This window comes from Micromonospora sp. NPDC047134, assembly GCF_040643455.1.
In the GTDB taxonomy this organism is placed as follows: Bacteria; Actinomycetota; Actinomycetes; order Mycobacteriales; family Micromonosporaceae; genus Micromonospora.
In genome coordinates, this window is sequence record NZ_JBEYUI010000014.1 from 105785 (window position 1) to 131775 (window position 25991).

The 25991-nt window shown below is 70.4% G+C and carries 21 protein-coding genes; 12 read left to right on the plus strand and 9 right to left on the minus strand.

Going from position 1 to position 25991, the window contains the following annotated elements; genetic code table 11:
- Positions 1-2: 2 nt before the first annotated feature.
- The 7 genes from ABZ795_RS18340 to ABZ795_RS18370 all read left to right on the plus strand — a co-directional run bounded on the left by ABZ795_RS18340 (position 3) and on the right by ABZ795_RS18370 (position 7901).
- Positions 3-983, plus strand: coding sequence for a DUF2804 domain-containing protein (locus tag ABZ795_RS18340; protein ID WP_357531209.1), 981 nt, complete (start codon positions 3-5; stop codon positions 981-983).
- An 86-nt stretch (positions 984-1069) separates the two neighbouring features.
- Positions 1070-1477, plus strand: a complete 408-nt coding sequence (locus ABZ795_RS18345) for a YciI family protein (RefSeq protein ID WP_357531210.1) — start codon at positions 1070-1072, stop codon at positions 1475-1477.
- A gap of 4 nt (positions 1478-1481) precedes the next feature.
- Positions 1482-2627 (plus strand): DUF6596 domain-containing protein, encoded by a 1146-nt coding sequence (locus tag ABZ795_RS18350; RefSeq protein WP_357531211.1) that lies wholly within the window; start codon positions 1482-1484, stop codon positions 2625-2627.
- A 53-nt stretch (positions 2628-2680) separates the two neighbouring features.
- The gene (locus ABZ795_RS18355) at positions 2681-3424 is read left to right on the plus strand and encodes an SDR family oxidoreductase (RefSeq protein WP_357531212.1); all 744 of its coding nucleotides are present in this window, start codon (positions 2681-2683) and stop codon (positions 3422-3424) included.
- A gap of 209 nt (positions 3425-3633) precedes the next feature.
- The gene (locus tag ABZ795_RS18360; protein WP_357531213.1) at positions 3634-5043 is read left to right on the plus strand and encodes a family 43 glycosylhydrolase; all 1410 of its coding nucleotides are present in this window, start codon (positions 3634-3636) and stop codon (positions 5041-5043) included.
- A 36-nt stretch (positions 5044-5079) separates the two neighbouring features.
- A complete protein-coding gene (locus ABZ795_RS18365; RefSeq protein ID WP_357531214.1) occupies positions 5080-5475 on the plus strand; it encodes a hypothetical protein in 396 nt (131 codons plus the stop codon).
- Positions 5475-7901 (plus strand): DUF4132 domain-containing protein, encoded by a 2427-nt coding sequence (locus ABZ795_RS18370; RefSeq protein WP_357531215.1) that lies wholly within the window; start codon positions 5475-5477, stop codon positions 7899-7901. Before ABZ795_RS18365 ends, ABZ795_RS18370 begins: the two co-directional genes overlap by 1 nt.
- Here ABZ795_RS18370 and ABZ795_RS18375 read toward each other — a convergent pair.
- The 5 genes from ABZ795_RS18375 to ABZ795_RS18395 all read right to left on the minus strand — a co-directional run bounded on the left by ABZ795_RS18375 (position 7891) and on the right by ABZ795_RS18395 (position 13569).
- Positions 7891-8814 (minus strand): carbohydrate ABC transporter permease, encoded by a 924-nt coding sequence (locus ABZ795_RS18375; RefSeq protein WP_357531216.1) that lies wholly within the window; start codon positions 8812-8814, stop codon positions 7891-7893. The two genes, ABZ795_RS18370 and ABZ795_RS18375, sit on opposite strands and share 11 nt — an antisense overlap.
- Entirely contained in the window at positions 8811-9815 is a 1005-nt protein-coding gene (locus ABZ795_RS18380; protein WP_357531217.1) for an ABC transporter permease subunit, read from the minus strand. Before ABZ795_RS18380 ends, ABZ795_RS18375 begins: the two co-directional genes overlap by 4 nt.
- Positions 9815-11491: an extracellular solute-binding protein gene (locus ABZ795_RS18385; RefSeq protein ID WP_357531218.1), complete on the minus strand. Its 1677-nt coding sequence runs from the start codon at positions 11489-11491 to the stop codon at positions 9815-9817. Before ABZ795_RS18385 ends, ABZ795_RS18380 begins: the two co-directional genes overlap by 1 nt.
- 271 nt (positions 11492-11762) lie before the next feature.
- Positions 11763-12803 carry a hypothetical protein gene (locus ABZ795_RS18390; protein WP_357531219.1) on the minus strand — a complete coding sequence of 347 codons (1041 nt, stop codon included), beginning with the start codon at positions 12801-12803 and terminating at the stop codon, positions 11763-11765.
- Positions 12804-12912: 109 nt separating this feature from the next.
- Positions 12913-13569, minus strand: a complete 657-nt coding sequence (locus ABZ795_RS18395; RefSeq protein WP_357531220.1) for a 4'-phosphopantetheinyl transferase superfamily protein — start codon at positions 13567-13569, stop codon at positions 12913-12915.
- 332 nt (positions 13570-13901) lie between these two features.
- On the opposite strand from ABZ795_RS18395, the gene ABZ795_RS18400 reads away from it, so the two are divergent.
- Entirely contained in the window at positions 13902-14117 is a 216-nt protein-coding gene (locus ABZ795_RS18400) for a hypothetical protein (RefSeq protein WP_357531221.1), read from the plus strand.
- A 332-nt stretch (positions 14118-14449) separates the two neighbouring features.
- On the opposite strand, the gene ABZ795_RS18405 is transcribed toward ABZ795_RS18400, so the two are convergent.
- Complete coding sequence (locus tag ABZ795_RS18405; protein ID WP_357531252.1) at positions 14450-16036, minus strand: phospholipid carrier-dependent glycosyltransferase; 1587 nt, start codon at positions 16034-16036, stop codon at positions 14450-14452.
- A gap of 192 nt (positions 16037-16228) precedes the next feature.
- Between ABZ795_RS18405 and rsmI the strand changes: the two genes are divergently transcribed.
- The gene (rsmI, locus tag ABZ795_RS18410) at positions 16229-17080 is read left to right on the plus strand and encodes a 16S rRNA (cytidine(1402)-2'-O)-methyltransferase (RefSeq protein WP_357531222.1); all 852 of its coding nucleotides are present in this window, start codon (positions 16229-16231) and stop codon (positions 17078-17080) included.
- Between the two features lie 16 nt (positions 17081-17096).
- Here rsmI and ABZ795_RS18415 read toward each other — a convergent pair whose 3' ends face one another.
- Positions 17097-17990 carry a hypothetical protein gene (locus tag ABZ795_RS18415; RefSeq protein WP_357531223.1) on the minus strand — a complete coding sequence of 298 codons (894 nt, stop codon included), beginning with the start codon at positions 17988-17990 and terminating at the stop codon, positions 17097-17099.
- A 140-nt stretch (positions 17991-18130) separates the two neighbouring features.
- Here ABZ795_RS18415 and metG point away from each other — a divergent pair, with 140 nt between their 5' ends.
- Positions 18131-19933, plus strand: a complete 1803-nt coding sequence (gene metG / locus ABZ795_RS18420) for a methionine--tRNA ligase (protein ID WP_357531224.1) — start codon at positions 18131-18133, stop codon at positions 19931-19933.
- Between the two features lie 55 nt (positions 19934-19988).
- On the opposite strand, the gene ABZ795_RS18425 is transcribed toward metG, so the two are convergent.
- Both ABZ795_RS18425 and ABZ795_RS18430 read right to left on the minus strand, forming a co-directional pair.
- Positions 19989-20840, minus strand: coding sequence for an alpha/beta hydrolase (locus ABZ795_RS18425; RefSeq protein WP_357531225.1), 852 nt, complete (start codon positions 20838-20840; stop codon positions 19989-19991).
- Between the two features lie 129 nt (positions 20841-20969).
- Positions 20970-23819, minus strand: a complete 2850-nt coding sequence (locus tag ABZ795_RS18430; RefSeq protein ID WP_357531226.1) for a hypothetical protein — start codon at positions 23817-23819, stop codon at positions 20970-20972.
- A gap of 271 nt (positions 23820-24090) precedes the next feature.
- Between ABZ795_RS18430 and ABZ795_RS18435 the strand changes: the two genes are divergently transcribed.
- Positions 24091-24984, plus strand: coding sequence for a TatD family hydrolase (locus ABZ795_RS18435; RefSeq protein ID WP_357531227.1), 894 nt, complete (start codon positions 24091-24093; stop codon positions 24982-24984).
- A 56-nt stretch (positions 24985-25040) separates the two neighbouring features.
- The gene (rsmA, locus tag ABZ795_RS18440) at positions 25041-25904 is read left to right on the plus strand and encodes a 16S rRNA (adenine(1518)-N(6)/adenine(1519)-N(6))-dimethyltransferase RsmA (RefSeq protein ID WP_357531228.1); all 864 of its coding nucleotides are present in this window, start codon (positions 25041-25043) and stop codon (positions 25902-25904) included.
- Positions 25905-25991: the final 87 nt, after the last annotated feature.

Genomic DNA, 25991 nt, shown 5'->3' on the forward strand with positions numbered 1-25991 from the left:
TCGTGACGCACGAGAAGGAGATCACCGAGCCGATCGACCTGTGCCTGGCCGATGGGCGGTTGCGGCCGGAGGCGGTGGGGTTCAGCCGCCGTCCGGTACACCGGGCCAACCTACGTGGCTGGGGCCGCAACAAGCGCTGGGAGTACTGGGGGATCGTCACCCCCAGCCACATCGTCGGCCTGGTGGCCTCCTCGCTGGACTACGCCGGGGTGCACAGCCTCTATGTGCTCGACCGGGCTACGGGGGTGGAGATCGACCGGGTCGCGGTGGTTCCCTTCGCCCGGGGCACCCTCTTTCCGCCGGTCAGCGGGGCGGGTGAGGTGCGGGCCCGCGGCGGCGGGATCTCGATCGAGATCGACCAGACGGCGGCGGGGAACACGATCCGGGCCACCGCGAAGGACATCGAGGTCGACCTGGTGGTGCCGCTGCCGGAGGGACATGAATCACTCAGCGTGGTGGTGCCCTGGAGCACCCGCCGGTTCCAGTACACCGTCAAGGATCTCGGTCGGCCGGTACGCGGCACGTTGCGGGTGAGCGGGGTGCCGCATGTGGTGGACGAGGCTGACTCCTTCGCCGTACTGGATCACGGAAGGGGCCGGTGGCCGTACTCGATTCGTTGGAACTGGGCCGCCGGCTGTGGTCCGGGCCGGGCCATCCAGCTGGGCGGTCGGTGGACCGACGGCACCGGCTCGACCGAGAACGGCCTCTTCCTGGACGGCCGGCTGCACAAGATCGGTGATGAGCTGCGCTGGGAGTACGACCGTGCCGACTGGTTGCGGCCGTGGCGGATCAGCGGGGCACGGGTCCAGGTGCGGTTTCACCCCTTCCACGAGAAGGTGGCCCGGACCAACCTGGGTGTGCTCGCCAACGAGACACACCAGTGCTTCGGGCACTTCACCGGCTGGGCGACGACCGATGATGGTGAGCGGGTGGATCTGGACGGGCTGGTCGGCTGGGCCGAGGAGGCCCGCAACCGCTGGTAGCGGGGATGTCGAGATCCGCCGGTCGGCTCCGTCCCCGGGGTGAGGCTGACCAGAATGGGTCACACCAGCATCGAGGGGAACCACCAATGGCCAAGTATCTGCTGCTCAAGCACTACCGAGGCGCTCCAGACCCGGTGAACAACGTGCCGATGACGCAGTGGACGCCGGAGGAGATCTCGGCCCACATGCAGTACATGAGTGACTTCGCGGACCGGCTGGTGGCGACCGGGGAGTTCGTCGACGGTCAGGCCCTGGCCCCGGAGGGAACCTTCGTCCGGTACGACGGGGAGGGTCGCCCTCCGGTCACCGATGGTCCCTTCGCGGAGACCAAGGACCTCATCGCTGGCTGGATGGTGATCGATGTCGACAGCTACGAGCGGGCCATCGAGTTGGCCGGGGAGCTGTCGGCCGCGCCGGGGGCCGGCGGGAAGCCGATCCACGAGTGGCTGGAGGTACGTCCCTTCCTGACCGCCCCGCCGAACGGCACCCAGTGACCTGATGGACGAGGCACTGCTTCGGGGTCTCATCCCGGGCGTGCTCGGCGTCCTCGGCCGTCGCGGGGCGGACTTCGCGACGGCCGAGGACGCCGTACAGGAGGCCCTGGTCGAGGCGATCCGGACGTGGCCCGCCGACCCTCCACGGGACCCGAAGGGCTGGTTGGTGACCGTGGCCTGGCGGCGGTTCCTCGACCTGACCCGGGCGGACGCCGCCCGCCGACGACGGGAGACCCTCGTCGAGGAGGAGCCGGTGCCGGGGCCGGTGCCCGCCGTGGATGACACCCTCCAGCTGTACTTCCGCTGCGCCCATCCCTCGCTGACCCCCTCGTCCGCGGTCGCCCTGACCCTGCGCGCGGTCGGCGGGCTGACCACCCGGCAGATCGCCCAGGCGTATTTGGTGCCGGAGGCGACCATGGCCCAGCGCATCAGCCGGGCCAAACGCACCGTCTCGGGGGTACGGTTCGATCAGCCGGGCGAGGTCGCCACCGTGCTGCGGGTGCTGTATCTGGTCTTCAACGAGGGATACTCCGGCAATGTCGACCTGGCGGCCGAGGCGATCCGGCTGACCCGGCAACTCGCCACGGTGATCGATCATCCCGAGGTGGCCGGGCTGCTGGCCCTCATGCTGCTGCACCACGCCCGGCGGGCCAGCCGGATCGCACCGGACGGCAGCCTGGTGCCGCTGGCCGAGCAGGACCGGGGCCGCTGGGACACCATCGCCATCGCCGAGGGCATTCAGCTCCTTCAGCGTGCCCTGGCCCGGGACCGGTTGGGCGAGTTCCAGGCCCAGGCGGCCATCGCGGCACTGCACGCCGACGCCCTGACCGCCGAGGAGACCGACTGGGTGCAGATCGTCGAGTGGTACGACGAACTCGTCCGCCTGACCGACAGCCCGGTCGTACGACTCAACCGGGCGGTCGCCGTCGGGGAGGCCGACGGTCCGCGCGCCGGCCTGGCGGCGCTCGCGGCCTTGGACGAGTCCCTGCCCCGTTACCGGGCGGTGGCGGCCTACCTGCACGAACGCGACGGCAACCTGGTGACGGCGGCACGCCTGTACGCCGAGGCCGCCCACCAGGCCCTCAACCTGGCCGAACGGGATCACCTGACCCGCCAGGCCGCCCGCCTGAACACTCACCGGTCCCGCTGAGGCACCGAGACCCGGCTGCTTCAAGTCCTGAGTCGACTGTCAGGATTGGGGGCATGACTGTCCGACATGCTCATCGGGTTGCACTGGTCACGGGCGGAAGCCGGGGTATCGGCGCCGCCATCGCGCGCCGGCTGGCCGAGGACGGCATCCATGTCGCCTTCACCTACCGCGCCGCCGAGGCCAGCGCCAAGGCCGTGGTCGCCGGCATCGAGGCGTACGGTCGCAGGGGTCTGGCGATCAGTGCGGACAGTGCCGACCCGGCGGCGGTCGTGGGTGCGGTCGAGCGGACGGTTGACGAGTTCGGGCGGCTGGACATCCTGGTCAACAACGCCGGGGTCTTCGCCGGTGGGCCGATCGAGTCGGTCAGCTTCGAAGACCTGGACCGGGCGGTAGCGGTGAACGTGCGCGGGGTCTACCTGGCCACCCAGGCGGCGGTACGCCACATGGGCGCGGGCGGGCGGATCGTCAACATCGGCAGCAGCTTCTCCAGCCGGGTCACCGTGCCCGGGGTGAGCGCGTACGCGATGACCAAGAGTGCGGTCAACGGCCTGACCCGGGCCCTGGCCCGGGAACTGGGCCCACGGGGGATCACCGTCAACCTGATCCTGCCCGGTTCCACCGACACCGACATGAACCCGGCGAACAGCGCCGACGCCGACGCCCAGCGCAGCCAGATCGCCCTGGGTCGGTACGCCTCCCCCTCCGACGTCGCGGCCACGGTCAGCCACCTGGTCGGCGACGGCGGCCGGCACATCAGCGGCGCCTCGATCGCCATAGACGGCGCCGCCACCGCCTGACCCACCCCCTCCTCGCCCTGTTGATCAAGAAGTTCTGGTCTACAGAACCCGTTGCCGCGACCAAAAGCTCTTGATCAACGCATCGTCGAGGGGGACGTGTTGACGAAGCTCAATGTGAGCGCTATCAATTCGGTAGTGCGATGTTGGGTCGCGGGGGTGAGGGGCGGGTTGAGATGCGGGCGAAGGGGTTCGGCAGGAGGGTGACGGGGGTGCTCGCCGCTCTGGTGGTGGTGGGTGCCGGGGTGTTGGTGGTGCCGGTGGCGCCGGCGCGGGCCGCCGCCGTGGTCTTCAGCAATCCGCTGGCCGAGCAGCGGGCCGACCCGCACATCTACCGGCACACCGACGGCTACTACTACTTCACCGCCACCGTGCCCGAGTACGACCGGATCGTGCTGCGCCGGGCCACCACCATGCAGGGGCTGGCCACCGCACCCGAGCGGGTGATCTGGCGGAAGCACAGCAGTGGTGAGATGGGCGCACACATCTGGGCCCCGGAGATCCACTTCATCGACGGCCGGTGGTACGTGTACTTCGCCGCCGGGCGGACGGACGACATCTGGGCCATCCGGCCGTACGTGCTGGAAAGTAGTGCGGCCAACCCGCTGGACGGGCCGTGGACCGAACGCGGCCAACTCCAGCCGGCACGGAGCAGCTTCTCCCTCGACGCGACCACCTTCGTGCACAACGGGCAGCGGTACCTGGCCTGGGCCGAGTACGCCGGCAGCAACTCGAACATCTACCTGGCCCGCGCGGTCAACCCCTGGACGTACGCGGGCACCCCGACCCTGATCGCCACCCCCACGTACGCCTGGGAGACCCGGGGTTACCGGGTGAACGAGGGCCCGGCGGTGCTGATCCGCAACGGCCGGGTCTTCATGACCTACTCGGCCAGCGCCACCGACGCCAGCTACGCCGTCGGTCTGCTCACCGCCTCGGCCAACAGCGACCTGCTCAACCCGGCCTCCTGGAGCAAACGGGCCACCCCGGTGCTGGCCAGCGACGCCCGGACCGGCCAGTGGGGTCCCGGCCACAACTCCTTCACCGTCGCCGAGGACGGCAGCGATGTGATCGTCTACCACTCCCGCAACTACGAGCGGTACCTCGGCAACGGTTACGACCCGCTGAACGACCCGAACCGGCGTACCCGGATCCAGCGGGTGTACTGGAACGCCGACGGTACGCCGAACTTCGGGGTGCCGGTGCCGGACGGCGCCACCCCGGTCCGGCTGCGCGCCCACGACCTGCCGGACCGCTACCTGCGGCACTGGGAGTTCCGGGTCCGGTTGGAGCCGAACGTGACGAACCTGGCCGACTCGCAGTTCCGGATCGTCACCGGCCTGTCGAATTCCGCAGCGATCTCGCTGGAGTCGACCAACTATCCCGGCTACTACCTGCGGCACCGCAACCACCAGCTCTGGGTGGAGCGCAATGACGGCTCCAACCTGTTCCGGCAGGACGCCACCTTCACCCGCCGGGCGGGGCTGGCCGACGCGGGGAAGGTGTCCCTGGAATCGGTGAACTTCCCCGGCCAGTACGTCCGGCACCGCGACGGGCTGCTCTACCTGGAGGCCGTACCGGATGCGGCCGGACGGGCCTCGGCCACCTTCGCGCTGGACTGACGGAAGTGTCGGGGGCCCTACCTAGACTCCCCCGGCATGGCGACGGTGACCTTTGTGGATGAGAGCACCGCTGGTGCGCGTACCCCGGCGTGGGCCTTGCAGATTTTCGAGGAGCGGCTGACGCTGCGCGAGCTGATCCGGCGGCGGATCCACCAGGAGGTGGCCGAGTACAACGCGGCCACCTCGGCACCCCGCCGGTTGCTGGTGCAGCCCACCTCGACCGAGCGGACGCTCAACGGCGACCTGGGGGAGCGGTCGCACCGTCGGGTCGACGCCGCGCGGCAGGTCGCCCTGGCCGAGGAGGCGTTCGACCGCAACGGTTTCGTGGTGCTGGTCGGCGACCGTCAGGTGGAGGAGTTGGACGAGGAGGTCGACCTGCGCCGCGACACCGAGGTCACCTTCCTCAAGCTCGTCGCGCTGGTGGGTGGCTGATGACCACCACCGTCGAGCCCGCCACCCGGGTCCGTGACCTGGTCGCCGCGAACGACCTGACCGCGCTCGCCGACCACCTCTGCACCCACGCCCGGCTCTGCCGGGACAGCCCGGAGGTACGCGCCGCGCTGCGGCCACTGTCCCGCGCAGACGTGGCCCGGCTGGTGCAGGCCATGGCCACCCTGGTGAGACAGGACCCGGTCCGGACCTGGCCGGTGCGGGAGCTGATCGGGCAGTTGTCCCGCCGGCTCCCCACCGACCTGGCACCCGACCAGCTTCAGGATCTTGCCGCGTACGCCGTGCAGGAGCCGTACTCGTTGTCGCCGACCGCGCTGGAGACGATGGCCCGGAGCCTGCTGGCCGCTGGTCCGCTCTCCGGCGAGTTGATGGCGGTGCTGGTCGACCGGTCCGACGAGAGCCAACGGCTGCGGCAGTTGATCGCCGACCTGGTCGGGCCGCAGCTCGACCCGGCCGACCCGTGGGCCGAGCAGATCCTGGCCGAGCTGCCCACCCTCGGCCCGGTCTGGCAGCGGCTGGTCGCCCATGCCAGCACCGCGACCACCCCCCGACCCCCGGCCGGCTGGTCGACCGAGGCGTCCCGACTGCTCACCCCGGCCGACCCGGCCGAGGCCCGGCAGGTCCTCGACCGGTGGCTGGCCGCCGCAGCGCGGACGCCGCAACGCCCGCCGGCTCCGATCAACGCCGACCTGCTGCGGGGCCTGCTCTGGCTGGTCGAGCGCACCGGTCCGGCCCCCGAGCAGGTGCGCCTGATCGGCGGCCTGGTCGAGGCGATGCTGCGTCGGCTGCCCGGCATCGGCCCGGCCTGCCCTAAGGTGGCCAACGCGGCGGTCGGGGTGCTCGGCCGCCTCGACGGGGAGGCGGCCCTGGCACAGCTTGCCCGGCTGTCGACCCGGGTCACCTACAAGGGCACCCGCAACGAGATCGACAAGGCGCTCGACGCTCGCGCGGCGGCGATGGGCATCGGGCGGGACGAGATCGAGGAGTTGGCCGTCCCGGATTACGGCCTGACCGGGGTGGGTCGGCACGAGATGACCCTCGGCGGCTGCCGGGCCGAGCTGCTGATCGCCGGCACCAGCGTCACCCTGGCCTGGTTCAACGAGTCCGGCCGTCAGGTGAAGAGCCCACCGGCCTCGGTACGCCGGGACCACCCGGCACAACTGGCCGAGCTGAAGGGCCTGGCCAAGGAGATCAGCGGGATGCTGGCCGCGCAGACGGCCCGGCTGGACGGGCTGTTCCTGGCCCAACGCAGCTGGACCTTCGGCGTGTGGCGGCAGCGCTACCTGGATCATCCGCTGGTCGGCGTGCTGGCTCGCCGGTTGCTCTGGCTGGTCGACGGGGTGCCGTGTGGGTGGGCCGACGGTGCGCTGCGCACCGTGGACGACAGTCCGGTCGCCGTTGCCGACGACGCGCAGGTGCGGATCTGGCATCCGATCGGGCGGCCGGTGCCGGAGGTGGTCGGTTGGCGGGAGTGGCTGGAGCGGCACCGGGTCGTTCAGCCGTTCAAGCAGGCGCACCGGGAGGTCTACCTGCTCACCCCGGCCGAGGAGACCACCGGCACCTACTCCAACCGGTTCGCCGGGCACATCCTGCGGCAGCATCAGTTCCACGCGCTGGCCGCGATCCGGGGCTGGACCGACCGGCTCCGGCTGATGGTCGACGACTCGTACCCGCCGACCTTCCGGGAACTGCCCGGCTGGGGTCTGCGCGCCGAGTACTGGGTGGAGGGGATCGGCGACGACTACGGCGCCGACACCACCGAGAGCGGCTCGTACCTGCGGCTCGTCACCGACCAGGTGCGCTTCTACCCGATCGCCGCCGCACAGAACTGGTCGCACGCCGACGGTGGCGGCTACTCGCCGGGGCGGTGGACGAATGCCCGGCCGAGCGAGCCCCTGCCGCTCGACCAGATCCCGCCGCTGGTGTTCAGCGAGATCATGCGGGACGTCGACCTGTTCGTCGGGGTGGCCAGCGTCGGCAACGACCCGACCTGGTCCGACGGCGGCCCGCAGGGCCGATTCCGGGACTACTGGTCCTCGTACAGCTTCGGGGAGCTGTCCGCGACGGCCGAGACCCGCCGCGACCTGCTGGCCCGGCTGCTGCCCCGGCTGGCGGTGGGGCAGCGGGCCCGCATCGACGGCCGGTTCCTGGTGGTCGACGGTGACCTGCGCACGTACCGGATCCACCTGGGGTCGGGCAACATCCTGATGAGCCCGAACGACGCCTACCTCTGCATCGTGCCCGACCGTGCCACGGGCCGGGTGCAGGAGCAGCAGTTCCTGCCCTTCGAGGGTGACGGTCTGCTCGCCGTCATCCTCAGCAAGGCGATGCTGCTGGCCAAGGACGCCGAGATCACCGATCCGACCATCACCCGGCAGATCAAGCTCGCCGGACCGGTCAGCCCTTGATGGCGCCGATCAGGACGCCCTTGACGAAGTGCCGCTGGATGAAGGGGTAGACCGCGACGATCGGCGTCACGGTGAGCACGACGACGGCCATCTTGATGGCCTCCGTGGGTGGCATCGTGACGCCGGTGGCCGCACCGGAGTTGGTCGGTGCCTGACCGGCCAGCAGGTAGCTCTGCAACACCCGCTGGATCGGGTACATGTCGTTGCGGTCGATGAACAGCAGGGCGTCGAACCAGACGTTCCAGTAGGAGACCGCGTAGAACAGGCCGACCACCGCGATGACCGCCCGGGCCAGTGGCAGCACGATCCGGGTCAGGGTGCGGAAGTCACTGGCCCCGTCGATGCGGGCGCTGTCCACCAGTTCGGAGGGGATGCCCTGGAAGAAGCCCCGGACCACGACCAGGTTGAAGACGCTGATCGCGGGCGGCAGGATCAACGCCCAGATGGTGTCCTTGAGCCCCAGCCCGGTGACCACGAGATATTTCGGCACCAGCGGCGGATAGATCAGGAACGGCAGCAGGAAGTACGCCAGCAGCCAGCGGTAGCCGAGGGACCCGGGCCGGGACAGCCCGTACGCGGCGAGCACGGTGATGGTCAACGCCAGGATGGTGCCGATGACGGTGACCAGGGTGCTGATCCACAGGGCCCGGGTGACCGCGCCCCCCGCGAAGATGGTGGCGTACGCGGAGGTGTCGATCCCCTGGGGTATGACCACCAGGCCCCCGGCCTCGGCGATGGTCTCCCGGGAGGACAGGCTGGTCACCAGGATCACCCAGAGCGGGAACAGCACACTGAGCACCAGCAGGCCCAGCAGTACGGCCTTGGCTCCCTGACCCAGTGGGCTGGGCGGCTCCTCCCAGGCCGGGCGGCGGGGACGGGTTCCGGGTGGCTTCCGCAGGAAGGTGGCGGTCATGACCGTGAGTAGATCCCTCGTTCGCCGAGCATGTGTGCCACCTTGTTGGCGGCCAGGATCAGGCAGAGCCCGACGGCGGCCTTGAACAACCCGGCCGCGGCGCCGTAGCCGTAGTTCCCGGTGGCGATGGAGAAGTGGTAGACGAAGGTGTCCAGCACCTCGGAGGCCTGCCTACCGACGGCGTCGCGTTGCAGCAGGAACTGCTCGAAGCCGACCGAGAGGGCGTCACCGAGGCGCAGGATGAGCAGCAGCACGATCACCGGACGCAGGCCCGGCAGGGTGATGTGCCACAACCGGCGCCACCGGCCGGCACCGTCCGCCGCCGCCGCCTCGTACAGGTTCTGATCGATGGTGGACAGGGCGGCCAGGAAGACGATCGTGCCCCAGCCGACGTCCTTCCAGACTGCCTCGAGGGTGACCAGGAGGATGAAGGTGTCCGGGTTGGTCATCACGTTCCACGGTTCCATCCCGGCCTCGCGCATGGTCTGGGCGAGGAGTCCGGCACCGCCGAGCATGGCGACGAAGAAGCTGACCACCAGCACCCAGCTGAAGAAGTGCGGCAGGTAGACGACGGTCTGGATGAAGCCGCGCAGCCGACTGGAGAGCAGGCTGTGCAGGACGATCGCCAGCAGGATCGGCAGCGGGAAGAAGAACACCAGCTGGAACGCGGTGATCGCCAGGGTGTTGCGGAAGGCGTGCCAGAACGCCGGATCGGCGAACAGCAGTTGGAACTGCCCGAAGCCGATCCAGTTGCTCTTGACGAACGCCTCCAGCGGATTGCTGCCGACGTACGGGTTGTAGTCCTGGAAGGCGATGACGTTACCCAGGATCGGCAGGTAGCTGAAGATCAGCAGGATGACGAAGCCGGGCGCGATCATGGCCAGCATCTGCCAGTCCCGGCGCAGCCGGGTGCGCAGCGGCAGGCGTCGGCGTCGGGGGGTGGCCCCGCCGGGCCGGGTCTGGTCGGACCCGGCCCGGCGGGTGGTTTCGGTGCTGCTCATCAGCCAGCCTTGGGCAGCGAGTCGGCTAGCAACTGGCGTGCCGCCTCCCCGCCGGCGGCCTTCCACTCCTGCAGGATCGAGTCCACATCAGACAGGGGGCGGCGGCCCCGCAGCACGTCGGTGAACTTGTCCTCCGTCGGCACCTGGTTGGCCTTGAAGGCAGCCGGCATCTCCAGCTTCACCCCGGCCCAGGGGTCCTTCTCCAGGTAACCGACCGTGGCGTTGGAGTAGGCCAGGGCGTCCCGCACGTAGTTCGGGGTGTCCGCGAAGGGACCGATGGTCGGGTTGCGACCGCTGATGAAGAAGTACTGGTTGTTGATCTCCTTGAAGGCCAGGTCGGTCTTGACCGGCCCGTTCGGGGTACGGGTGTGGTGCCTGCCCTCGACCCCGAAGTCGCGTAGCTGGGCCTCCTGGCTACCCAGCGGGGCCGAACACCAGTTGATGACCCGCAGCAGCTCCTTGACGCGCTCCTCGCCGAGACCCTTCTTCACGAAGGTGTAGGAGATCGGCTGGTCGCTGCCCCAGACCAGGGGGTCGCCGCCGGTGGCGGAGAAGTTCGGCACCGGCTGGATGTTCAGTGCCTTGTTGACCTTCTGGTGTTCGGCCTGGCCGCCCTGCCAGAAGCCGAAACCGTCCTGCATGAAGACGATGTTGCCGCCCTTGGCGAACAACTGCTTGGCGTCTGCACCCCGGCTGGCCACGATGTCCGGGTGCACCAGGCCGTCCTGGTAGATCTTCGCCATGACCTCCAGGGCCTGACGGAACTCCGGGGTCTCGTACTTGGACTCGGGGGTGCCGTCGGAGCGCAGCCGCCAGCCCTGCTTGGCCCCCGGCACCTTGTGGTACATCTGGATCATCGCGAAGACGTCGTTGAAGGCCCACACCTTGCGCGCCGGGTCGGTGACCTCCTTGGCGACGGTCAGCAGGTCCTCCAGCGTGGTGGGCATGGTCAGGCTGCGGGCGTCCAGCAGGTCCTTGCGGGTGAACATGACCCAGGCGAAGGGCCCGTCGGTCGGGTTCGGCACGGCGGCCAGCCGCTCGTTCCAGATGGCGTGCCGCCAGGCCCCGGTCGGGAAGGTGCCCAGCATCGGGTACGCCTCGACCGCGTTGCCCTTCAGGTGGTCGGTCAGGTCCTCAAACAACACCCCGATCGCCTCGGCGAACCGCGGGATCTTGTCGATTTCCCAGCTGGGTATGCACAGCAGGTCGGGCACGTCGCGGGCGCCGAGCATGGCGTTGAGCTTGTCGGCGTACGTGATGCCGTCCTGGATGGTGAAGTTGACCGGGACGCCCAACTCGTCGTTGACCGCCTGCAGGTAGGCGCTCTGGCCGATCCCGGGCGGCGCGGGACCCCAGGCCGGGGTCATCGCGGTGATCTCCTTGCCGCTGGTGCCGGGCTTCTCGGTGATCAGGTCGACGAGGTTGGCCGGGTACCTGGTGTAGCCGTCGGGAACCGGCCGGGTGCCGACGATGTCGGGGGCGATGCTGCCCGTCAGGTCCTTCTGGGTGGGCAGCAGGTGGCCGAAGGCGTCCAGGTTCTGGGCGTTGCCGCTGCCGGCCGGCGCCTCGGAGCAACCGGCCAGCAGGGGACCTCCGGCGACGGCGACCGCGCCGAGGCCGAACAGGCTGAGGAAGTTACGGCGCGAGGTCGGCACGCCGGGGTTGTGCCGTGTCATCGGACTCCCTTCGAGAAGGGCTGAGGGGTGAGTAGACTCGCTCGGGGAATAGTTCGTCTGGATGGTAAACAAACTAATCGACGTTCGTGCGCCCTAACAAGAGGCGACCTGCCGCCCCGGTGTCCGATCAGGCTGCGCAGCGTGCGACGGCATTCACTGGCAGTTTCACAGGGTCCGGAAATTGACCTGGTTCAGCGGTGGCGGCACACCTGGGACCCGGTGATGGCCTCGGTGGTGCCATGTCACCTTCGCCTATCCGGAGGCGAGCGGCCTACTCCGGCTTCCAGGACCCGAGGGCCTTGGCCGGATCGCGGTACTCCAGGACCCCGTTGGTGTCGGCGACGTCGAAGACGACCTGGCCCTTGCGGGTGCTGCCGGCCGGCAGGTCGTTGCCGTCGTCCTTGAAATGGCCGCTGCACCCGTAGATGGAGCCGATCAGGCCGTTGTCGGTGGTGTTGCCGTCGGCGGCCGTCCAGTGGAAGTCGGCCGAGTCGATCGCGCCGGTGCCCTTGGTGACCCTCGCGGTCACCTCGGCGATCAGCAGCTTCCCCTTCTCCGGCGCGGGGGCTGAGGGATGACAGTTGCTGACGAGATGGAACTTCGTCACGGTTATCTCGACCGTGCCCTGGTCGTCGGTGAGGACCAGGGTGTCGCCGGGTCGCATGTTGAAGGTCGGGCCCTCGGTGGCCGGCGTGCCGGGCTGCTGCGGGGCGGAGGCGCTCGGTGGATCCTGCAGCACTTCATTGGTCTCGTCGATGAGCTGCCACCACGCGAGGAGCACTGCGGTGATCCCGCCGATGCAGCCGAGCACCGCGATGACCACCAGCGTGGAGACCGCGGCCAGGCTCTTGCGGCCGCCGGGACGGACCGGGGCCGTCGGATGGCCGGAACCTCCCGGGGGGTAGGCACCACCGAGCGGGGTCGGCCCGGCGGGGGAGCCGAACCCCGGCGGATAGGGGCCGTGGGACGGCCCGGGCGGTGAGGTCGGCCGATCCGGCGGGTACGGCGCCCCCGAGGTGGGCTGAGGGTACGGCGTGCCCGAGGTGGGCTGAGCGGTGTACGGCGTGCCCGAGGTGGGCTGGGGTGTGCCGTAGACCGGTGCCGGCGGGTGAGCGGGGGAGGCAGGCGGGTGGGCGGGGGAGAGGGTGTCGCCGGGCGGTTCCGGGGTGGCCCACAGGTAGTCCGAGTCGTCCGGGGAGTAGCCCGCCCAGGTGCCCTCCTGTGGCTCCCCGGGATGCAGCGGCGCCCAGGGGTCGCTGGGAGGTCGCTCCTGGGGGTCCTGCGGTCCGTCTGAGGGCTGGGGGTGACTCACCGTACTCCTAGGACACCAGAAGCGGGACGGGAACCGTTCGACGCTACCGCGCATCGACGACACCGATCGGTCGATGTCCTGCTCCGATCGGTCGACATCGACCGGTGGCCTAGAGCGGTGGCAGGGTGGCGGCGGTACGGACCAGATTCGCCTCCACTGTGAACCGGCCGATGATCACCGAAGGGGGTTGGGGGACCGTGGCGGCGTCGATCTTGGCTGGCGTGATCCGGGCGGTGAAGGTCTCGGTGGCGGGGTCCAACACCACCAGGGCGTCGTGAAAGCCGAGCCAGTCACCGACGATCGGATGCCAGATCTTGTAGACGGTCTCCTTGGCGCTGAACACCACCGCCGACCAGAAGACCCCGGAGGGCAACCGGGCCAGAAGGTCCTGCTCCTCGGGCAGGCAGATCAGCCGACCGACCTCCGGGCCCAGGTCGCGGTGCTGCTCGGCGTCCATGCCGACCGCCCGGATCTCGGTGTCCCGCCCCACCGCCGCGGCGCAGTAGCCCTGGGTGTGGGTGATGGTGCCGACCGTGCCCGGTGGCCAGACCGGCGACCGGTCGGCGGCGGCAGGTACGGCGACCGCCGGGAGACCCAGCATGGTCATCGCCCGGCGGGCGCAGACCCGTCCGGCGGTGAAGTCGCGGCGTCTGCTGTCCACCGCCCGTTCCCCCAGACAGGCGGCCTCGGCGTCGTACAGCTCGCCGGTCCAGTCGGCCGGTTCGGCCACCGCCACCGCGACCGTCGGCGGCAGCAGATCACGCATCGTCGGCTCCCTGTCGTCGTGACCTCGGCGCGATCCCGATAAAACCGTCAGGCATCGATCTGACGGTGAAGGGTGGGGGTGGGGTGTGGCGGGTCGTGGCGGCCATGGCTGGTGAACGTACCGCAAGGATGTAACACCGCCACCTCCCTGTGCGCTGTTGTTTGTGCGCGAGGCCGTGACTTCGGTCGATGAACCACGGCGGAAGTCGACCTGGTTGTCCAAGCGAGGCGGAGAGGAGCGCGATGACGGGTGGTGCGGATCGCTCGGAGGTCGGGAGGGTTCAGACGAGCACGATCGCGGTAGCGACGACGCTAGGTGATCATGCGCCGGTAGTGCCCGGCTGGACCTGCGGCACCTGTGGCGCGGACTGGCCGTGTGAGCAGAAGCGTGCTCGGCTGCTGTCCGAGTACGCGGCGGATCCCGCCATGCTCAGCGTCTACCTGGCCGCCTGCCTGGCTGCTGCCACCGAGGATCTGCACCGGTGTGGGTCGACCTCCCTGCAGGGCCGCTTCCTCGGTTGGCTGCCCCGCCGACCCAGGAGGTTCTGAGTCCATCGCCCCTGCGGTGGCCCCCTGAACGAGCGACCCCCTCGACTGCGATCAGTCATACGACAGTGACCGCGCGGGTTGGTGACGCGGCCGGCTGAGGCCGGTCGGAAATCTAACCCGTGCCGCCCCGTTGTGCCGCTGGTCATGGGTGGTTAAGCTTCTGGTGCGCGCCCCAATCGCCCGCTTCCCCCGTGGCAGGCGATCGGGGCGCGTCCTTTTGCTCGGAAGAATCCGAAAGCCCGCACCCGAAGGTGCGGGCCTTTCGTCGATCAGGGTCCACCTGCCGGCAGGTCCGTGTGGTCCCGGGCCGGCCCGGGACCACACGGACGCGCTCAGATCCAGCGATTGCCCAACCACATCCGGGCCGACCACTCCGTGTACGGGATGTTCTGGCCCACGAAGATCGGATAGAAGTACGCGAAACAGATCACGACCAGGGCCACGTACGCCCCGGCGATCACCGCCCCGATCATCCGGCGATCTCGACTCGCCTCCTCGTGTGCGCCATCGACCGGCAGGGTTCCGCTCAACCCGGCCGGAGAGGCGATCGCCCCCAGCACGTAGACCACCGCCAGCACGAGGAACGGCACGGCCGGTGCGGCGTAGAAGAAGAACATCGTCCGGCCGTCGAGAGCGAACCAGAACCAGGGCAGCAGCCCACCGGCCACCGGGAGCAGGATCGCGGCGGCCCGCCAGTCCCGCCGGGCCAGGCCCAGCCAGATCAGTGCCGCCAGCGCCGGCAGGAACGACCACCACAGCAGCGGCGTGCCGAGCAACAGGATCTCCTCGGCACATCCCGCCGCCCCGCAGCCGCCCTGCGGCTGCACCCAGTGGAAGGCCACCGGCCGACCCAGCAGCAGCCACTGCCACGGCCACGACTGGTACTTGTGCGGGTCGTCCAGTTGGTTGTGGAAGCCCAGGGCGGCCTGGTGGTACTGCACCAGGTTCCACAGCGGGCCGATGATCGGAGTGTCGCTGAGCCCGGCCTGCGGATACCGCTCCGCGAGCCGGTAGTAGCCCTCGTTGCTGAGCAGCCAGCCCGACCAGGTGGCCACGTAGGTGACCGCCATCAGCACCCCGGCGAGCACCATCCAGGGGAACCCGTCGAGCAGGGTGGCCCGCCAGGGCCGGGGCACCCCGGCCGACCGGCGGGCGCCGACATCCCAGAGCAGCATCAGCAGGGCGAACACCGGCACGAAGAACAGGGCGCTCCACTTCACCGCGAAGGCGCAGCCGAGCAGCACCCCGGTGGCCAGCCGCCACCAGGGCCAGTTGCGCCAGCCGCCCGGCGGGCGACCGGCCCGTCCCAGGGCGGTCGGATCGAGCCCGGCCTCCAGAGCCCGGGTCCAGCGGCGCCGGGTGGCGTCCCGGTCGAGCACCAGGGCGCCGAAGGCGGCGAGCACGAAGAAGAGCAGGAAGATGTCGAGCAGGGCGGTACGCGACAGCACCAGGTGGTACCCGTCGACCGCCAGCAGCAGACCGGCGGCGCAGCCGAGCACCGTGGAGCCGAACAGTCGGCGGCCGATGCGGATCAGCAGCAGCACGGACAGGGTGCCGATGAGAGCGGCCGAGAAGCGCCAGCCGAACTCGGGGGAGGTGGTGAAGATCTGACCGGGCACGGAGATGCCGTGCTCGACATCGGAGTAGCCGAAGGCCCACTCGCCCAGGCCGATCAACCACTTTCCTAGGGGCGGGTGGACCACGTACGACGGTCCGCCGTCCTTGTAGTTCCACTCGACGCCCTTGTCCACCAGCGCCCAGGCGTCCCGGGCGTAGTAGATCTCGTCGAAGATCTTGCCTGGCGGGTGGCCGAGGTTGGTGAACCTGAGGATCGCCGCGATCGCCACCACCACCGCCGTGGCCAGCCACGATCGGCCGTCCAGCTGCGCCTCGACGGTGGCCAGTCGGCGACGGACCATCGCCGGTATGCCCCCCTCGGCCCGGTCTGTCACCCCGGCGGTGGAGGGCCCGGCCTCCGGCTGCGGCTGGTCGGCGCTCGCGCTGTGTGCTGTCGACGCACTCGTCACCCGGCGATCGTAGGCTGCCAACGGGGTCGGTGGCGTACATCGTCCCCGATTCCGGTACGACCATCGATGAAGGAGTGCGGATCCGTGGGTGAAATGTCCGATCTTGGCCGCCTGGTTCTGCTCGGTGCGCCGCTCGGCAACCCCGCCGACGCCTCCGCCCGGCTGCGCGAGGTGCTCGGCACGGCCGACGTGGTAGCCGCCGAGGACACCCGGCGGCTGGTCCGGCTGGCCCGCGACCTGGAGGTGTCCATCCCCGGGCGGATCGTCTCCTACTTCGAGGGCAACGAGGAGCGTCGTACCCCCGAACTGGTCGAGGAGTTGACCGCCGGCAGCTTCGTCGCCCTGGTCACCGACGGCGGCATGCCCAGCGTCTCCGACCCGGGCTACCGACTGGTCCGGGCCGCCCTGGACGCCGGGGTCCCGGTCACCGCCGCACCCGGTCCCAGCGCGGTCACCACTGCCCTGGCCCTGTCCGGGCTGCCCAGTGACCGGTTCTGCTTCGAGGGGTTCCTGCCCCGCAGCCCGGGTGCCCGCCGATCGCGGTTGCGGGCGCTGGCCACCGAGGAGCGGACCCTGGTCATCTTCGAGGCGCCGCACCGGGTCACCGCCGCCCTGGCCGACCTGGCCGAGACCTTCGGTGCCGACCGACCCGCCGCCCTGTGCCGGGAACTGACCAAGACCTACGAGGAGGTGCTGCGTCGCCCGTTGGGTGAGTTGGCCCGCTGGGCCGCCGACGGCGAACCACGCGGCGAGATCACCCTGGTGGTGGGCGGCGCCCCGGCGGCAGCCGCCAGCCGCCCGGACGACGACACCCTGCGGGCCGCGGTGGCCGACCGGGAAGCCGCCGGCCTGACCCGCCGTGATGCGATAACCGAGGTGGCGACCGCCTTCGGCCTGCGTCGGCGCGATATCTACACCCTGGTACACCAGGCGTAAGGGCCCCTCGCCGGCCTCACCAGGCGGCGAGGAGGAAGCCGAGGGTGATCACCAGCGGGCCGCCGAAGCTGGTGGCGACCGCCCAGCGCCGGGCCGCCGGGTCGGGCAGTCGGGTGGCGCCGGTCCACCGGGCGATGCCGGCGGCGCAGCCGAGCACCCCCAGCAGGCCCAGCACCCAGCGCAGGTGCGCCCCGGCGCCCTGGTCGGCGTACGCGATGTCGGCCTGTGGGCCGGTGACCCGGGCGGGCAGGATCGTGCCGGCGGTGGCCAGCCGCTCGGGCACCCCGCTGACCCGGACCCCGTAGCTGCGGAACCGATCGTCCGTGGCCACGAAATTGCCCCGGCAGCGCTGGGACAACCCGCCGCCGGTGCAGTCGGTCACCACCACACTTCCCGTCCTGCCGTGCCCGACCGCCAGCCAGAACGGGCCGGCGCTGACCCAGGCGAAGAAGGCCGCTGTCAAGGTCAACCCGACCAGCACGGTCAACCCGGGCAGGGGGTCCGGCGGATGACTCGACCGCCTGCGACGACGCCGTGCCGGCCAGGAGGGGCGCCACCAGGGGCGGACCGATCCGTGCGCCTCCGGTCGCACCGGGGTGCCGTCCCAGTGCACCTGCTCGATCGGGGCCCAGAAGGTGTCCTCCGCCGCGCCGGTCCCGGCCCGGTGCCCACCGCGCCCGGCGGAGCGCAGCGGAACCCGCCGGGGCAGCGCCTCCACCGGCGCTCCGGTGGTGGGCTCCACCTCCACCCCGGCGACCCCCGCAGGTGGTGGGCGCTCGGACCGCCCCGGCGGCACCGCCCGGGGCTGGGGTGCCACCGGGTGGGTACGCGGGCCCGGATCGGGCCGGGGGTTCGGGGGAGGACTTTCGTCGTGGTCACGGGTGGCTCTGCTGCCGGTCACGCGGTTCATTCGACACCCGCAGTTTCGCCACAGACGGCAGCTCAGACAGCGTGTCGATGACAAATCGGACACGGGATCGGGGTGGCGCGGCCCCCAGCACCCCCTATTGCTTCGCTGCCGTCGGTGCCGGGTCACTAGGCTTGCTCGGCATGAGTCACGTTCTCGCGGCAGTGGCCTGGCCGTACGCCAACGGCCCCCGCCATATCGGCCACGTCTCCGGTTTCGGCGTTCCCTCCGACGTCTTCGCCCGGTACATGCGGATGGCCGGACACGACGTGCTCATGGTCTCCGGCACGGACGAGCACGGCACCCCGATCCAGGTGCAGGCCGACGCCGAGGGGCTGACCCCGCGGGAGCTGGCCGACCGGTACAACCGGGTGATCGTGGAGGACCTGCACGGCCTCGGTCTCTCCTACGACCTGTTCACCCGCACCACCACCGGCAACCACTACGCCGTGGTGCAGGAGTTGTTCGAGGGGATGTACCGCAACGGCTACATCGTCCCGAAGACCACCATGGGGGCGATCTCCCCCTCCACCGGCCGTACTCTGCCCGACCGGTACATCGAGGGCACCTGCCCGATCTGCGGGTACGACAGCGCCCGCGGCGACCAGTGCGACAACTGCGGCAACCAGCTAGACCCGATCGACCTGATCAACCCCAAGTCGAAGATCAACGGGGAGACCCCCAAGTTCGTCGAGACCGAGCACTTCTTCCTCGACCTGCCCGCCCTGGCCGAGGTGCTCCGCCAGTGGCTGGACACCCGCGAGGGCTGGCGCCCCAACGTGCTGCGGTTCTCCCGCAACCTGCTGGACGACCTCCAGCCCCGGGCCATCACCCGTGACCTGGAATGGGGGGTGCCGATCCCGCTGGAGGGCTGGCGGGAGCGCACCGACAAGCGGATCTACGTCTGGTTCGACGCGGTGATCGGCTACCTCTCCGCCTCCATCGAGTGGGCCCGCCGCACCGGCGACCCGGAAGCCTGGCGCAGGTGGTGGTCCACCGACGGGGCCGGGAAGGACGCCCAGGCGTACTACTTCATGGGCAAGGACAACATCGTCTTCCACTCGGTCATCTGGCCGGCCCTGCTGGCCGGCTACTCCGGTGAGGGCAGCCGGGACGGCGAACCGGGGCAGCTGGGGCGGCTCAACCTGCCCACCGAGGTGGTCTCCAGCGAGTTCCTGACCATGGAGGGGCGCAAGTTCTCCTCCTCCCGTCGGGTGGTCATCTACGTCCGGGACTTCCTGGAGCGCTACGACGCCGACGCGCTGCGCTACTTCATCGCGGTGGCCGGCCCGGAGAGCAACGACACCGACTTCACCTGGGCCGAGTTCCTCCGCCGCAACAACGACGAACTCGTCGCCGGCTGGGGCAACCTGGTCAACCGGTCGATCTCCATGGCGGCGAAGAACTTCGGCCAGATCCCGGCGGTCGACCCGAACGGCCTCACCGAGGCCGACGAGGCGCTGCTGGCGGTGGCCCGCGCCGGGTTCACCACCGTGGGTGACCTGATCGCCCGGCACCGGCAGAAGCAGGCCATCGGTGAGGCGATGAAGGTGGTCGCCGAGGCCAACCGGTACCTCTCCGAGCAGGCCCCCTGGAAGCTCAAGGACGAGGCCGACAAGCCCCGGATGGGCACCATCCTGCATGTCGCCCTCCAGGTGGTCAGCGACGCCAACACGCTGCTCACCCCGTTCCTGCCGCACTCCGCGCAGAAGGTCCACGAGCTGCTCGGCGGCACCGGGGTGCACGCCCCGATGCCGGTCATCGAGCAGGTCGAGGACCTCGACGGCGGGCCCGCGTACCCGGTGTTGACCGGGGACTACACCCAGGGCGCGCGCTGGGAGTCCGTACCCCTCGAGGTGGGTCGGCCCCTCGCGGCGCCCAAGCCGGTCTTCCGCAAGCTGGACCCCTCGATCGTGGACGAGGAACTGGCCCGGCTCGGCGGCTGAGATCGCGTGACGGGCGCGACCCCCGCACCGGGGCCGCGCCCGTCTTCCGGGCCGGTCAGGCCCGGGCCCGCACGGGCGATCCGATGAACTCCATGATCGCCTGGAGTACCTGGTCGGCGTTGGTCCACGGGGTGCCGTGCGGAGCGCCCTTGAGGGTGACCAGCCGGCTGTCCGACAGCATCGGCTGCAACCGCTGACCGGTCTTGGGGTACGGCAACACCCGGTCCTGGTCGCCCTGGACGATCAGCACGGGCACGTCGATGCGGGACACGTCGCTGCGGAAATCCGTGCCCCAGGAGTCCACGCAGTCGTGGGTGCCGATCGCCGAGGCCCGGGCACCGATGTCCCAGTGCGCCCGGTACGCCTCATCGCTGACCAGGGTGCCCCGATTCTCGGCGTAGTTGAAGAAGTCGTTGCAGAACTGGGTCAGATAGGCGAACCGGTCGTCGATGATCGCCTGCTTGAACTCCTCCAGCAGGCTGGGGTCGACCCCCTCCGGATTGTCCGGGGCCTTCGTCAGGTATGGCGCCAGGGGCGCCAGCAGAATCGCCCGATCCACCCGCTCCGAGCCGTACGAACCCAGGTAGCGGGTCACCTCCCCGGTGCCCATCGAGTGGCCGACGAGGATCGCGTTACGCAGGTCCAACTCCGTCATCAGGATGTCGAAGTCGGCCGTGAAGGTGTCGTAGTCGTACCCGAACGAGGGCTGGGCCGAGTTGCCGAAACCGCGCCGATCGTAGGTGATCACCCGATATCCGGCCGAGAGCAGCGGCCCGGAGATCTTCTCCCAGGTCGATCCGCTGAACGGGAACCCGTGGATCAGCACGATCGGCTGACCGGACCCATGATCCTCGTAGTACAGATCGATCGGTGCGGAGTTTTCCGTACCGACGGTGATGAAGGGCATCTCCACTCCTACGGTCGCCATGACGCGGTCGCTCGCGCATTCCCCTCCCGCCGACCGATATGCGTGGCCCCGGTCCCGCAGAAGCGAAACCGGGGCCACCGGTTGAACCTCAACCGACCCGATCGGTCGTCAGTACTGCACGTAGACCTGGTAGTTCGTGGTGTCCGTCCAGGTCTCGTCGCCGGTACGGCCCCGTACCGACATCTGGTAGGTGCCGGCGTTCGGCGGGGTCCAGGTCACGGTCGCCGCTCCGTTCACCGCCGGCACCGTGACCGGCGGCTCGGCACCGATCCGGTACTCGAACTCGACTATGCCGGTGGTGCCGCCGCTGAACGTGAACTGCCCGGCGACACCGGCGCCACCACCCCACTGCCCGTTGGGGTACTCCGGCGACACCACCAGCGGCGCCGTCCCCACCAGGAAGACGTACTCGGCGACCGGGCTGAGGTACCCGTCCCGCAACCGCTGCCGCACGTACAGGGTGTTGCTGCCGTTGCGGTCCGGGGTGACGGCCACCGACGTGCTGCGCCCTTGCGTGTTGGCGGCCACCGTCTGCTCCGGACCGTCGTTGACCCGGTAGAGGTACTCGACCACCTCCGGGAACAGCTCCGAGTGGAACGACATCTGGCCGGGCACCCCGATGCCGCCCCGAGGGCTCCATTCGTGGTAATACCCGGACACCGAGACCTCGTTGCTCTTGACGACGAAGGAGTACCTGCGCGTCTCGGAGGTGGTGCCACCCGGGTGCTCGCTGGTGACCTCAAGGGTCTGGTAGCCGGCACGCCCCGGGGTGTAGGTGAGGGTGGCGGAGCCGTCGGCCGCCGGCTCGACCGTCTGCTCCTGGCCGCCGTCGAAGCGGTAGGTGTACCGCTGCACGTCCGGCAAGCCGGGCCGCAGGGTGAAGGTCGCCTCCTGACCCACCCGACCGGAGGGGGTGTTTCCGTCGTACTGCGGTGACCGGGCCACCGGTCCGGACCAGATGCTGAAGGGCCACCGGGTCGCGGGCGACAGCTCACCCGAGGCGTACCGGGCGCGTACGGTCACCTCGTGCTCGCCGCCCCACTGCGGCGTCCAGATCACCCGCGCGCTGCCGAACTCCGCCGCGACGGTCTGCTCCGGCTCGCCGTCGAAGCGGTAGACGAACTCGGTCACCCCGTCCATGCCGCTGTCGAACCAGAACTCCGTCGGGAGCCCGGCGCCGTCCGTGCGCGGCCAGCTCACCAGGTCGCCGGAGTAGACGGCCGGACGGCTGTCGATCACGCTGAACTCGTACTGCTCGACCTCAGAGAGCGAACCGTCGGCCCGCTCCGACCGTACCCACAGAACGTGCCAGCCTGCCTCGGAGGGCGCCCAGGTCAGCGTCGCGACACCGGCTGGCCCCGCCTCGATCCGGGCCTCCTCCTCGTTGTTGATCCTGTAGCGGTACGCCGCCACATCCGTGGTGCGTGGCCGGAAGGTGAAGCTGCCCTCCTGGCCCACCACCCCGTCGCGGTCCGGGAAGGCGAAGTCCGCCGACCCCACGGCCGGTGCGTCAGAGACCCGGATCGACTCGGTGCGCACCCCGGACAGTGCGTCGCCGACGTACGCCGAGACGACCAACTGGTACGTGGCGCGTTCGGGGAAGGTCAGCGCGACGCCGGCGGCCGCACCGGTCGCGGGCACCCGGACCTCGGTGCCCTCATCGACCCGGTAACCGAAGCTGGTCACCTCGGCCACCGGCGAGCGCATCGTCACGGTGCTCGGCAGCCCGACGCCCCCGATCTGGACCTCGACCGATGGCGCGGTGTCCCGGACGACGAACTCGTACCGCCGCACGGGCGAGGAGTTGCCCACCGCGTCGATGGCCCGCACCTCGAACGAGTGCGACCCGCTGCGGCGCGGAGTCCAGGTGTAGCTGACGGCGGCACCGGGGCTGGGCGCGTCGATGGTTTCGCGTATCCCGACAAAGACGTCGTAGACCTGGTAGCGGGTCACGTCGGGGTCGGCGTGTGAGCCGAATACGAAAGTGCCCGAAACTCCCGGCCCACCGTGCCCCGGGAACACCCGCCCCTCCGGATAGTCGGCCGACGTGACGGTCGGCGCCTGCGCCGGTGCCACCCCGTCCACCCGTACGTGGCACGGAGCGGACCATTCGGACTGGTCGTGGCCGTCGTCGGCACGGGCCGCCCAGGCGATGATCGCGTCGTGCGGATAGCCACTGGTGTCCCACTCGGTGCGGAAGATGCCACTGTTGTATCCGATGCCACCGCGTTCCATCCGCTGCTCCGGTGTGGCCACCGGCCATGCGGCGAAGGTGGCGCGGGCGTAATCGTTCTGGTCGGGGTCGGTCACCTTCGCCTGGAACACCGCCGACCGCCGGTTCACCGGCACCGGTGCGTCGGCGGTGCCACACCCGCCGTTCGGGTAGTGGCCCAGCTCGCTGACCGTGGGCACCGCGTTGTGACGCACAGTGATCCCGGGCAGCGGCGCCAGCCAGCGGCCCAGCCGCTTGTCCCGCTCGCTCGACGCGGCGAGGCGTAGGCCGAGGGTCAGCGTCTCGTCGCCTCGCTCCAGCGCGGCGCGCAGTGTCTCGATCAGGTCGTGCCGCAGGTAGCCTCCGGGGCAGGACTCCTCGACCGGCCGCGACAGGGTGGTGATCAGCTCCAGTTCCTTCGGTGGCTTCTTCCACGAGGTGGTCGAGGTGACCGGGGCGGTCCGCCAGAGCTGGACGGGCGCCGAGCGGGTGCAGTCGGTGACCACCTTCTCCCGGGCGAAGAAGGTGACCTCGTGTGCCACTCGGCCATGCAGCGGAGTCAGGTCGAAAGTGAAGTAGGCGCGAGACGTGCGGGGCTTCCTCTCGTCAGCCAGCCAGCGGCCGACCGGGATGTCAGCCCGCTGGTCGACGAACGAGGTGTGAGGTGCGGTGGAATCGGTCCAGGCCCAGGTGCTGGGAACGAGGGTGCTCAACCCGTATGCCTGTGCCGGGCTGGGGGCGGTCATGACAACGCCTGCGGTCCCGACGGCCAAGGCCGTCAGGGCGCCAAGCAGTCTTCTGCGGATCACGGTGGACCTCCGAATGCCTCGGCGGATGACGCCGAAGCGTCGACGTTATCCACCGCAGCCGCCTCATGCTGTCCCTAATGGACAGATCGGACGAGCCCGTGCCGGCCGTCCGAGGGGGACGGCCCGACCTCGTTTCCTGCGGTCACCCGTGACGGTGGGACCGCTGGCGAACACCGGGTGGTGGACGGGCGGAGCACCCGGATGTGTGATGCTGTCGCTGATGACCGAGTCCCGCAGCCAGCGCGCGGCCCGCCGCGCCGGTGAGTTCCCGCCCGCACCCGAGCCGTTGCCCCGGCCGGTGCTCGACAGCCACACCCACCTGGACATCACCGTCAGCGAGGTCGGGGTGCCAGGCGCCGCTGACGCCGCCGACCCGGTCGCCGCCGCGATCGAGGTCGCCGCCGCGGTGGGGGTCGACCGGTTGGTCCAGGTCGGCGTCGATGTCGACTCCTCCCGGTGGGGCGCCGAGGTGGCCGACCGGCATCCCGCCGTACTGGCCACGGTGGCGCTGCACCCCAACGAGGCACCCCGGCTGGCCGACCTCGACGCCGCGCTGCGGGAGATCGAGGCGCTGGCCGCCCGGGACCGGGTACGCGGCATCGGCGAGACCGGGATGGACCACTACCGCACCGGCGACGAGGGCCGGGCCGCCCAGGAGGAGAGCTTCCGGGCCCACATCGCCATCGCCAAGCGGTACGGCAAGACCCTGGTCATCCACGACCGGGAGGCCCACGACGAGGTGCTGCGCATCCTCGACGACGAGGGTGCCCCGGACACCGTGGTGATGCACTGCTTCTCCGGCGACGCCCAGTTCGCCGCCGAATGTGTCCGCCGGGGATTCCTGCTCAGCTTCGCCGGGACGGTCACCTTCGCCAGCGCCGCCTCGCTGCGCGAAGCCGCCGCGCTGACCCCGCTGGACCAGATCCTGGTCGAGACGGATGCGCCGTACCTCACCCCGACGCCGTACCGGGGACGACCGAACGCCTCGTACCTCATCCCGCTGACCGTGCGGGCCCTGGCCGCCACCATCGGTGCCGACCTGGACGACCTGTGCGCCGCAATCTCCGCCACCGGCGAGCGTGCCTTCGGCCCCTGGCACTGATCGTCCTCCACGAGGCGGTAATAGCGGGCCCTGCGCTACCCGTAGGCTGTCGGGCTATGGCCGCAGACCTGCTCGGACCGGCACAGATCCGGGACCTCGCCGCCCGGCTCGGTGTCGCCCCCACCAAGCGGTTCGGGCAGAACTTCGTGCACGACCCGAACACCGTGCGCAGGATCGTCGCCGCCGCCGGGCTAGCCGCCGAGGACGTGGCGTTGGAGGTCGGGCCGGGGCTCGGCTCACTGACCCTGGGCCTGCTGCCCGCCACCGCCCACGTACACGCCGTGGAGATCGACTCGACCCTGGCCGCGGCGCTGCCGGACACCGCCGCCCGGCACGCCGGCCCGTACGCCACCCGGCTCACCGTGCACCACGCCGACGCGCTGCGAATCACCGGTGCCGAACTGACCGACCCGGCCCCGACGGCCCTGGTGGCCAACCTGCCCTACAACGTGGCCGTGCCGGTGGTGCTGCACCTGCTGGCCGTGCTGCCCAGCCTCCGGCACGGACTGGTCATGGTGCAGAAGGAGGTCGCCGACCGGCTGGTCGCCGGCCCCGGCTCGAAGGTGTACGGGGTTCCGTCGGTCAAACTCGCCTGGTACGCCCACGCCCGCGCCGCCGGGAAGGTGCCACCTAACGTGTTCTGGCCGGTACCCAATGTCGACTCCGGTCTGGTCGCCTTCACCCGCCGCGAACCACCCCGCACCGACGTACCCCGGGAGCGGGTCTTCGCCGTGGTGGACGCCGCGTTCGCCCAGCGTCGCAAGACCCTGCGGGCCGCCCTGTCCGGCTGGGCCGGGGGTGCCGACCGGGCCGCCGCGGCGCTCACCGCCGCCGGAGTGGACCCCGGCGCCCGGGGGGAATCCCTCACGGTCGAACAGTTCGCCGCGGTGGCCGCGTCGGCCCAGAGCGGTACCTCCTGAGCCCAGTAGGCTGACGCCGACGCGGGACCGGCCGCCTGACAACCGCCGAGGAGCTGATCGTGGAGAAGTCGTTCGTGCCGTCGTACG

What these genes read in the sequence shown, in the direction of transcription:
- ABZ795_RS18425 (WP_357531225.1), bottom strand. Translation starts at nt 20,840, where the DNA reads ATGCCCTTCATCACCGTCGGTACGGAAAACTCCGCACCGATCGATCTG.
- ABZ795_RS18430 (WP_357531226.1), bottom strand. Translation starts at nt 23,819, where the DNA reads ATGACCGCCCCCAGCCCGGCACAGGCATACGGGTTGAGCACCCTCGTT.
- ABZ795_RS18395 (WP_357531220.1), bottom strand. Translation starts at nt 13,569, where the DNA reads ATGCGTGATCTGCTGCCGCCGACGGTCGCGGTGGCGGTGGCCGAACCG.
- ABZ795_RS18365 (WP_357531214.1), top strand. Translation starts at nt 5,080, where the DNA reads ATGGCGACGGTGACCTTTGTGGATGAGAGCACCGCTGGTGCGCGTACC.
- ABZ795_RS18355 (WP_357531212.1), top strand. Translation starts at nt 2,681, where the DNA reads ATGACTGTCCGACATGCTCATCGGGTTGCACTGGTCACGGGCGGAAGC.
- ABZ795_RS18370 (WP_357531215.1), top strand. Translation starts at nt 5,475, where the DNA reads ATGACCACCACCGTCGAGCCCGCCACCCGGGTCCGTGACCTGGTCGCC.
- ABZ795_RS18385 (WP_357531218.1), bottom strand. Translation starts at nt 11,491, where the DNA reads ATGACACGGCACAACCCCGGCGTGCCGACCTCGCGCCGTAACTTCCTC.
- ABZ795_RS18405 (WP_357531252.1), bottom strand. Translation starts at nt 16,036, where the DNA reads ATGGTCCGTCGCCGACTGGCCACCGTCGAGGCGCAGCTGGACGGCCGA.
- rsmA (WP_357531228.1), top strand. Translation starts at nt 25,041, where the DNA reads ATGGCCGCAGACCTGCTCGGACCGGCACAGATCCGGGACCTCGCCGCC.
- ABZ795_RS18345 (WP_357531210.1), top strand. Translation starts at nt 1,070, where the DNA reads ATGGCCAAGTATCTGCTGCTCAAGCACTACCGAGGCGCTCCAGACCCG.
- ABZ795_RS18380 (WP_357531217.1), bottom strand. Translation starts at nt 9,815, where the DNA reads ATGAGCAGCACCGAAACCACCCGCCGGGCCGGGTCCGACCAGACCCGG.
- ABZ795_RS18435 (WP_357531227.1), top strand. Translation starts at nt 24,091, where the DNA reads ATGCTGTCGCTGATGACCGAGTCCCGCAGCCAGCGCGCGGCCCGCCGC.
- metG (WP_357531224.1), top strand. Translation starts at nt 18,131, where the DNA reads ATGAGTCACGTTCTCGCGGCAGTGGCCTGGCCGTACGCCAACGGCCCC.
- ABZ795_RS18350 (WP_357531211.1), top strand. Translation starts at nt 1,482, where the DNA reads ATGGACGAGGCACTGCTTCGGGGTCTCATCCCGGGCGTGCTCGGCGTC.
- ABZ795_RS18415 (WP_357531223.1), bottom strand. Translation starts at nt 17,990, where the DNA reads ATGAACCGCGTGACCGGCAGCAGAGCCACCCGTGACCACGACGAAAGT.
- ABZ795_RS18375 (WP_357531216.1), bottom strand. Translation starts at nt 8,814, where the DNA reads ATGACCGCCACCTTCCTGCGGAAGCCACCCGGAACCCGTCCCCGCCGC.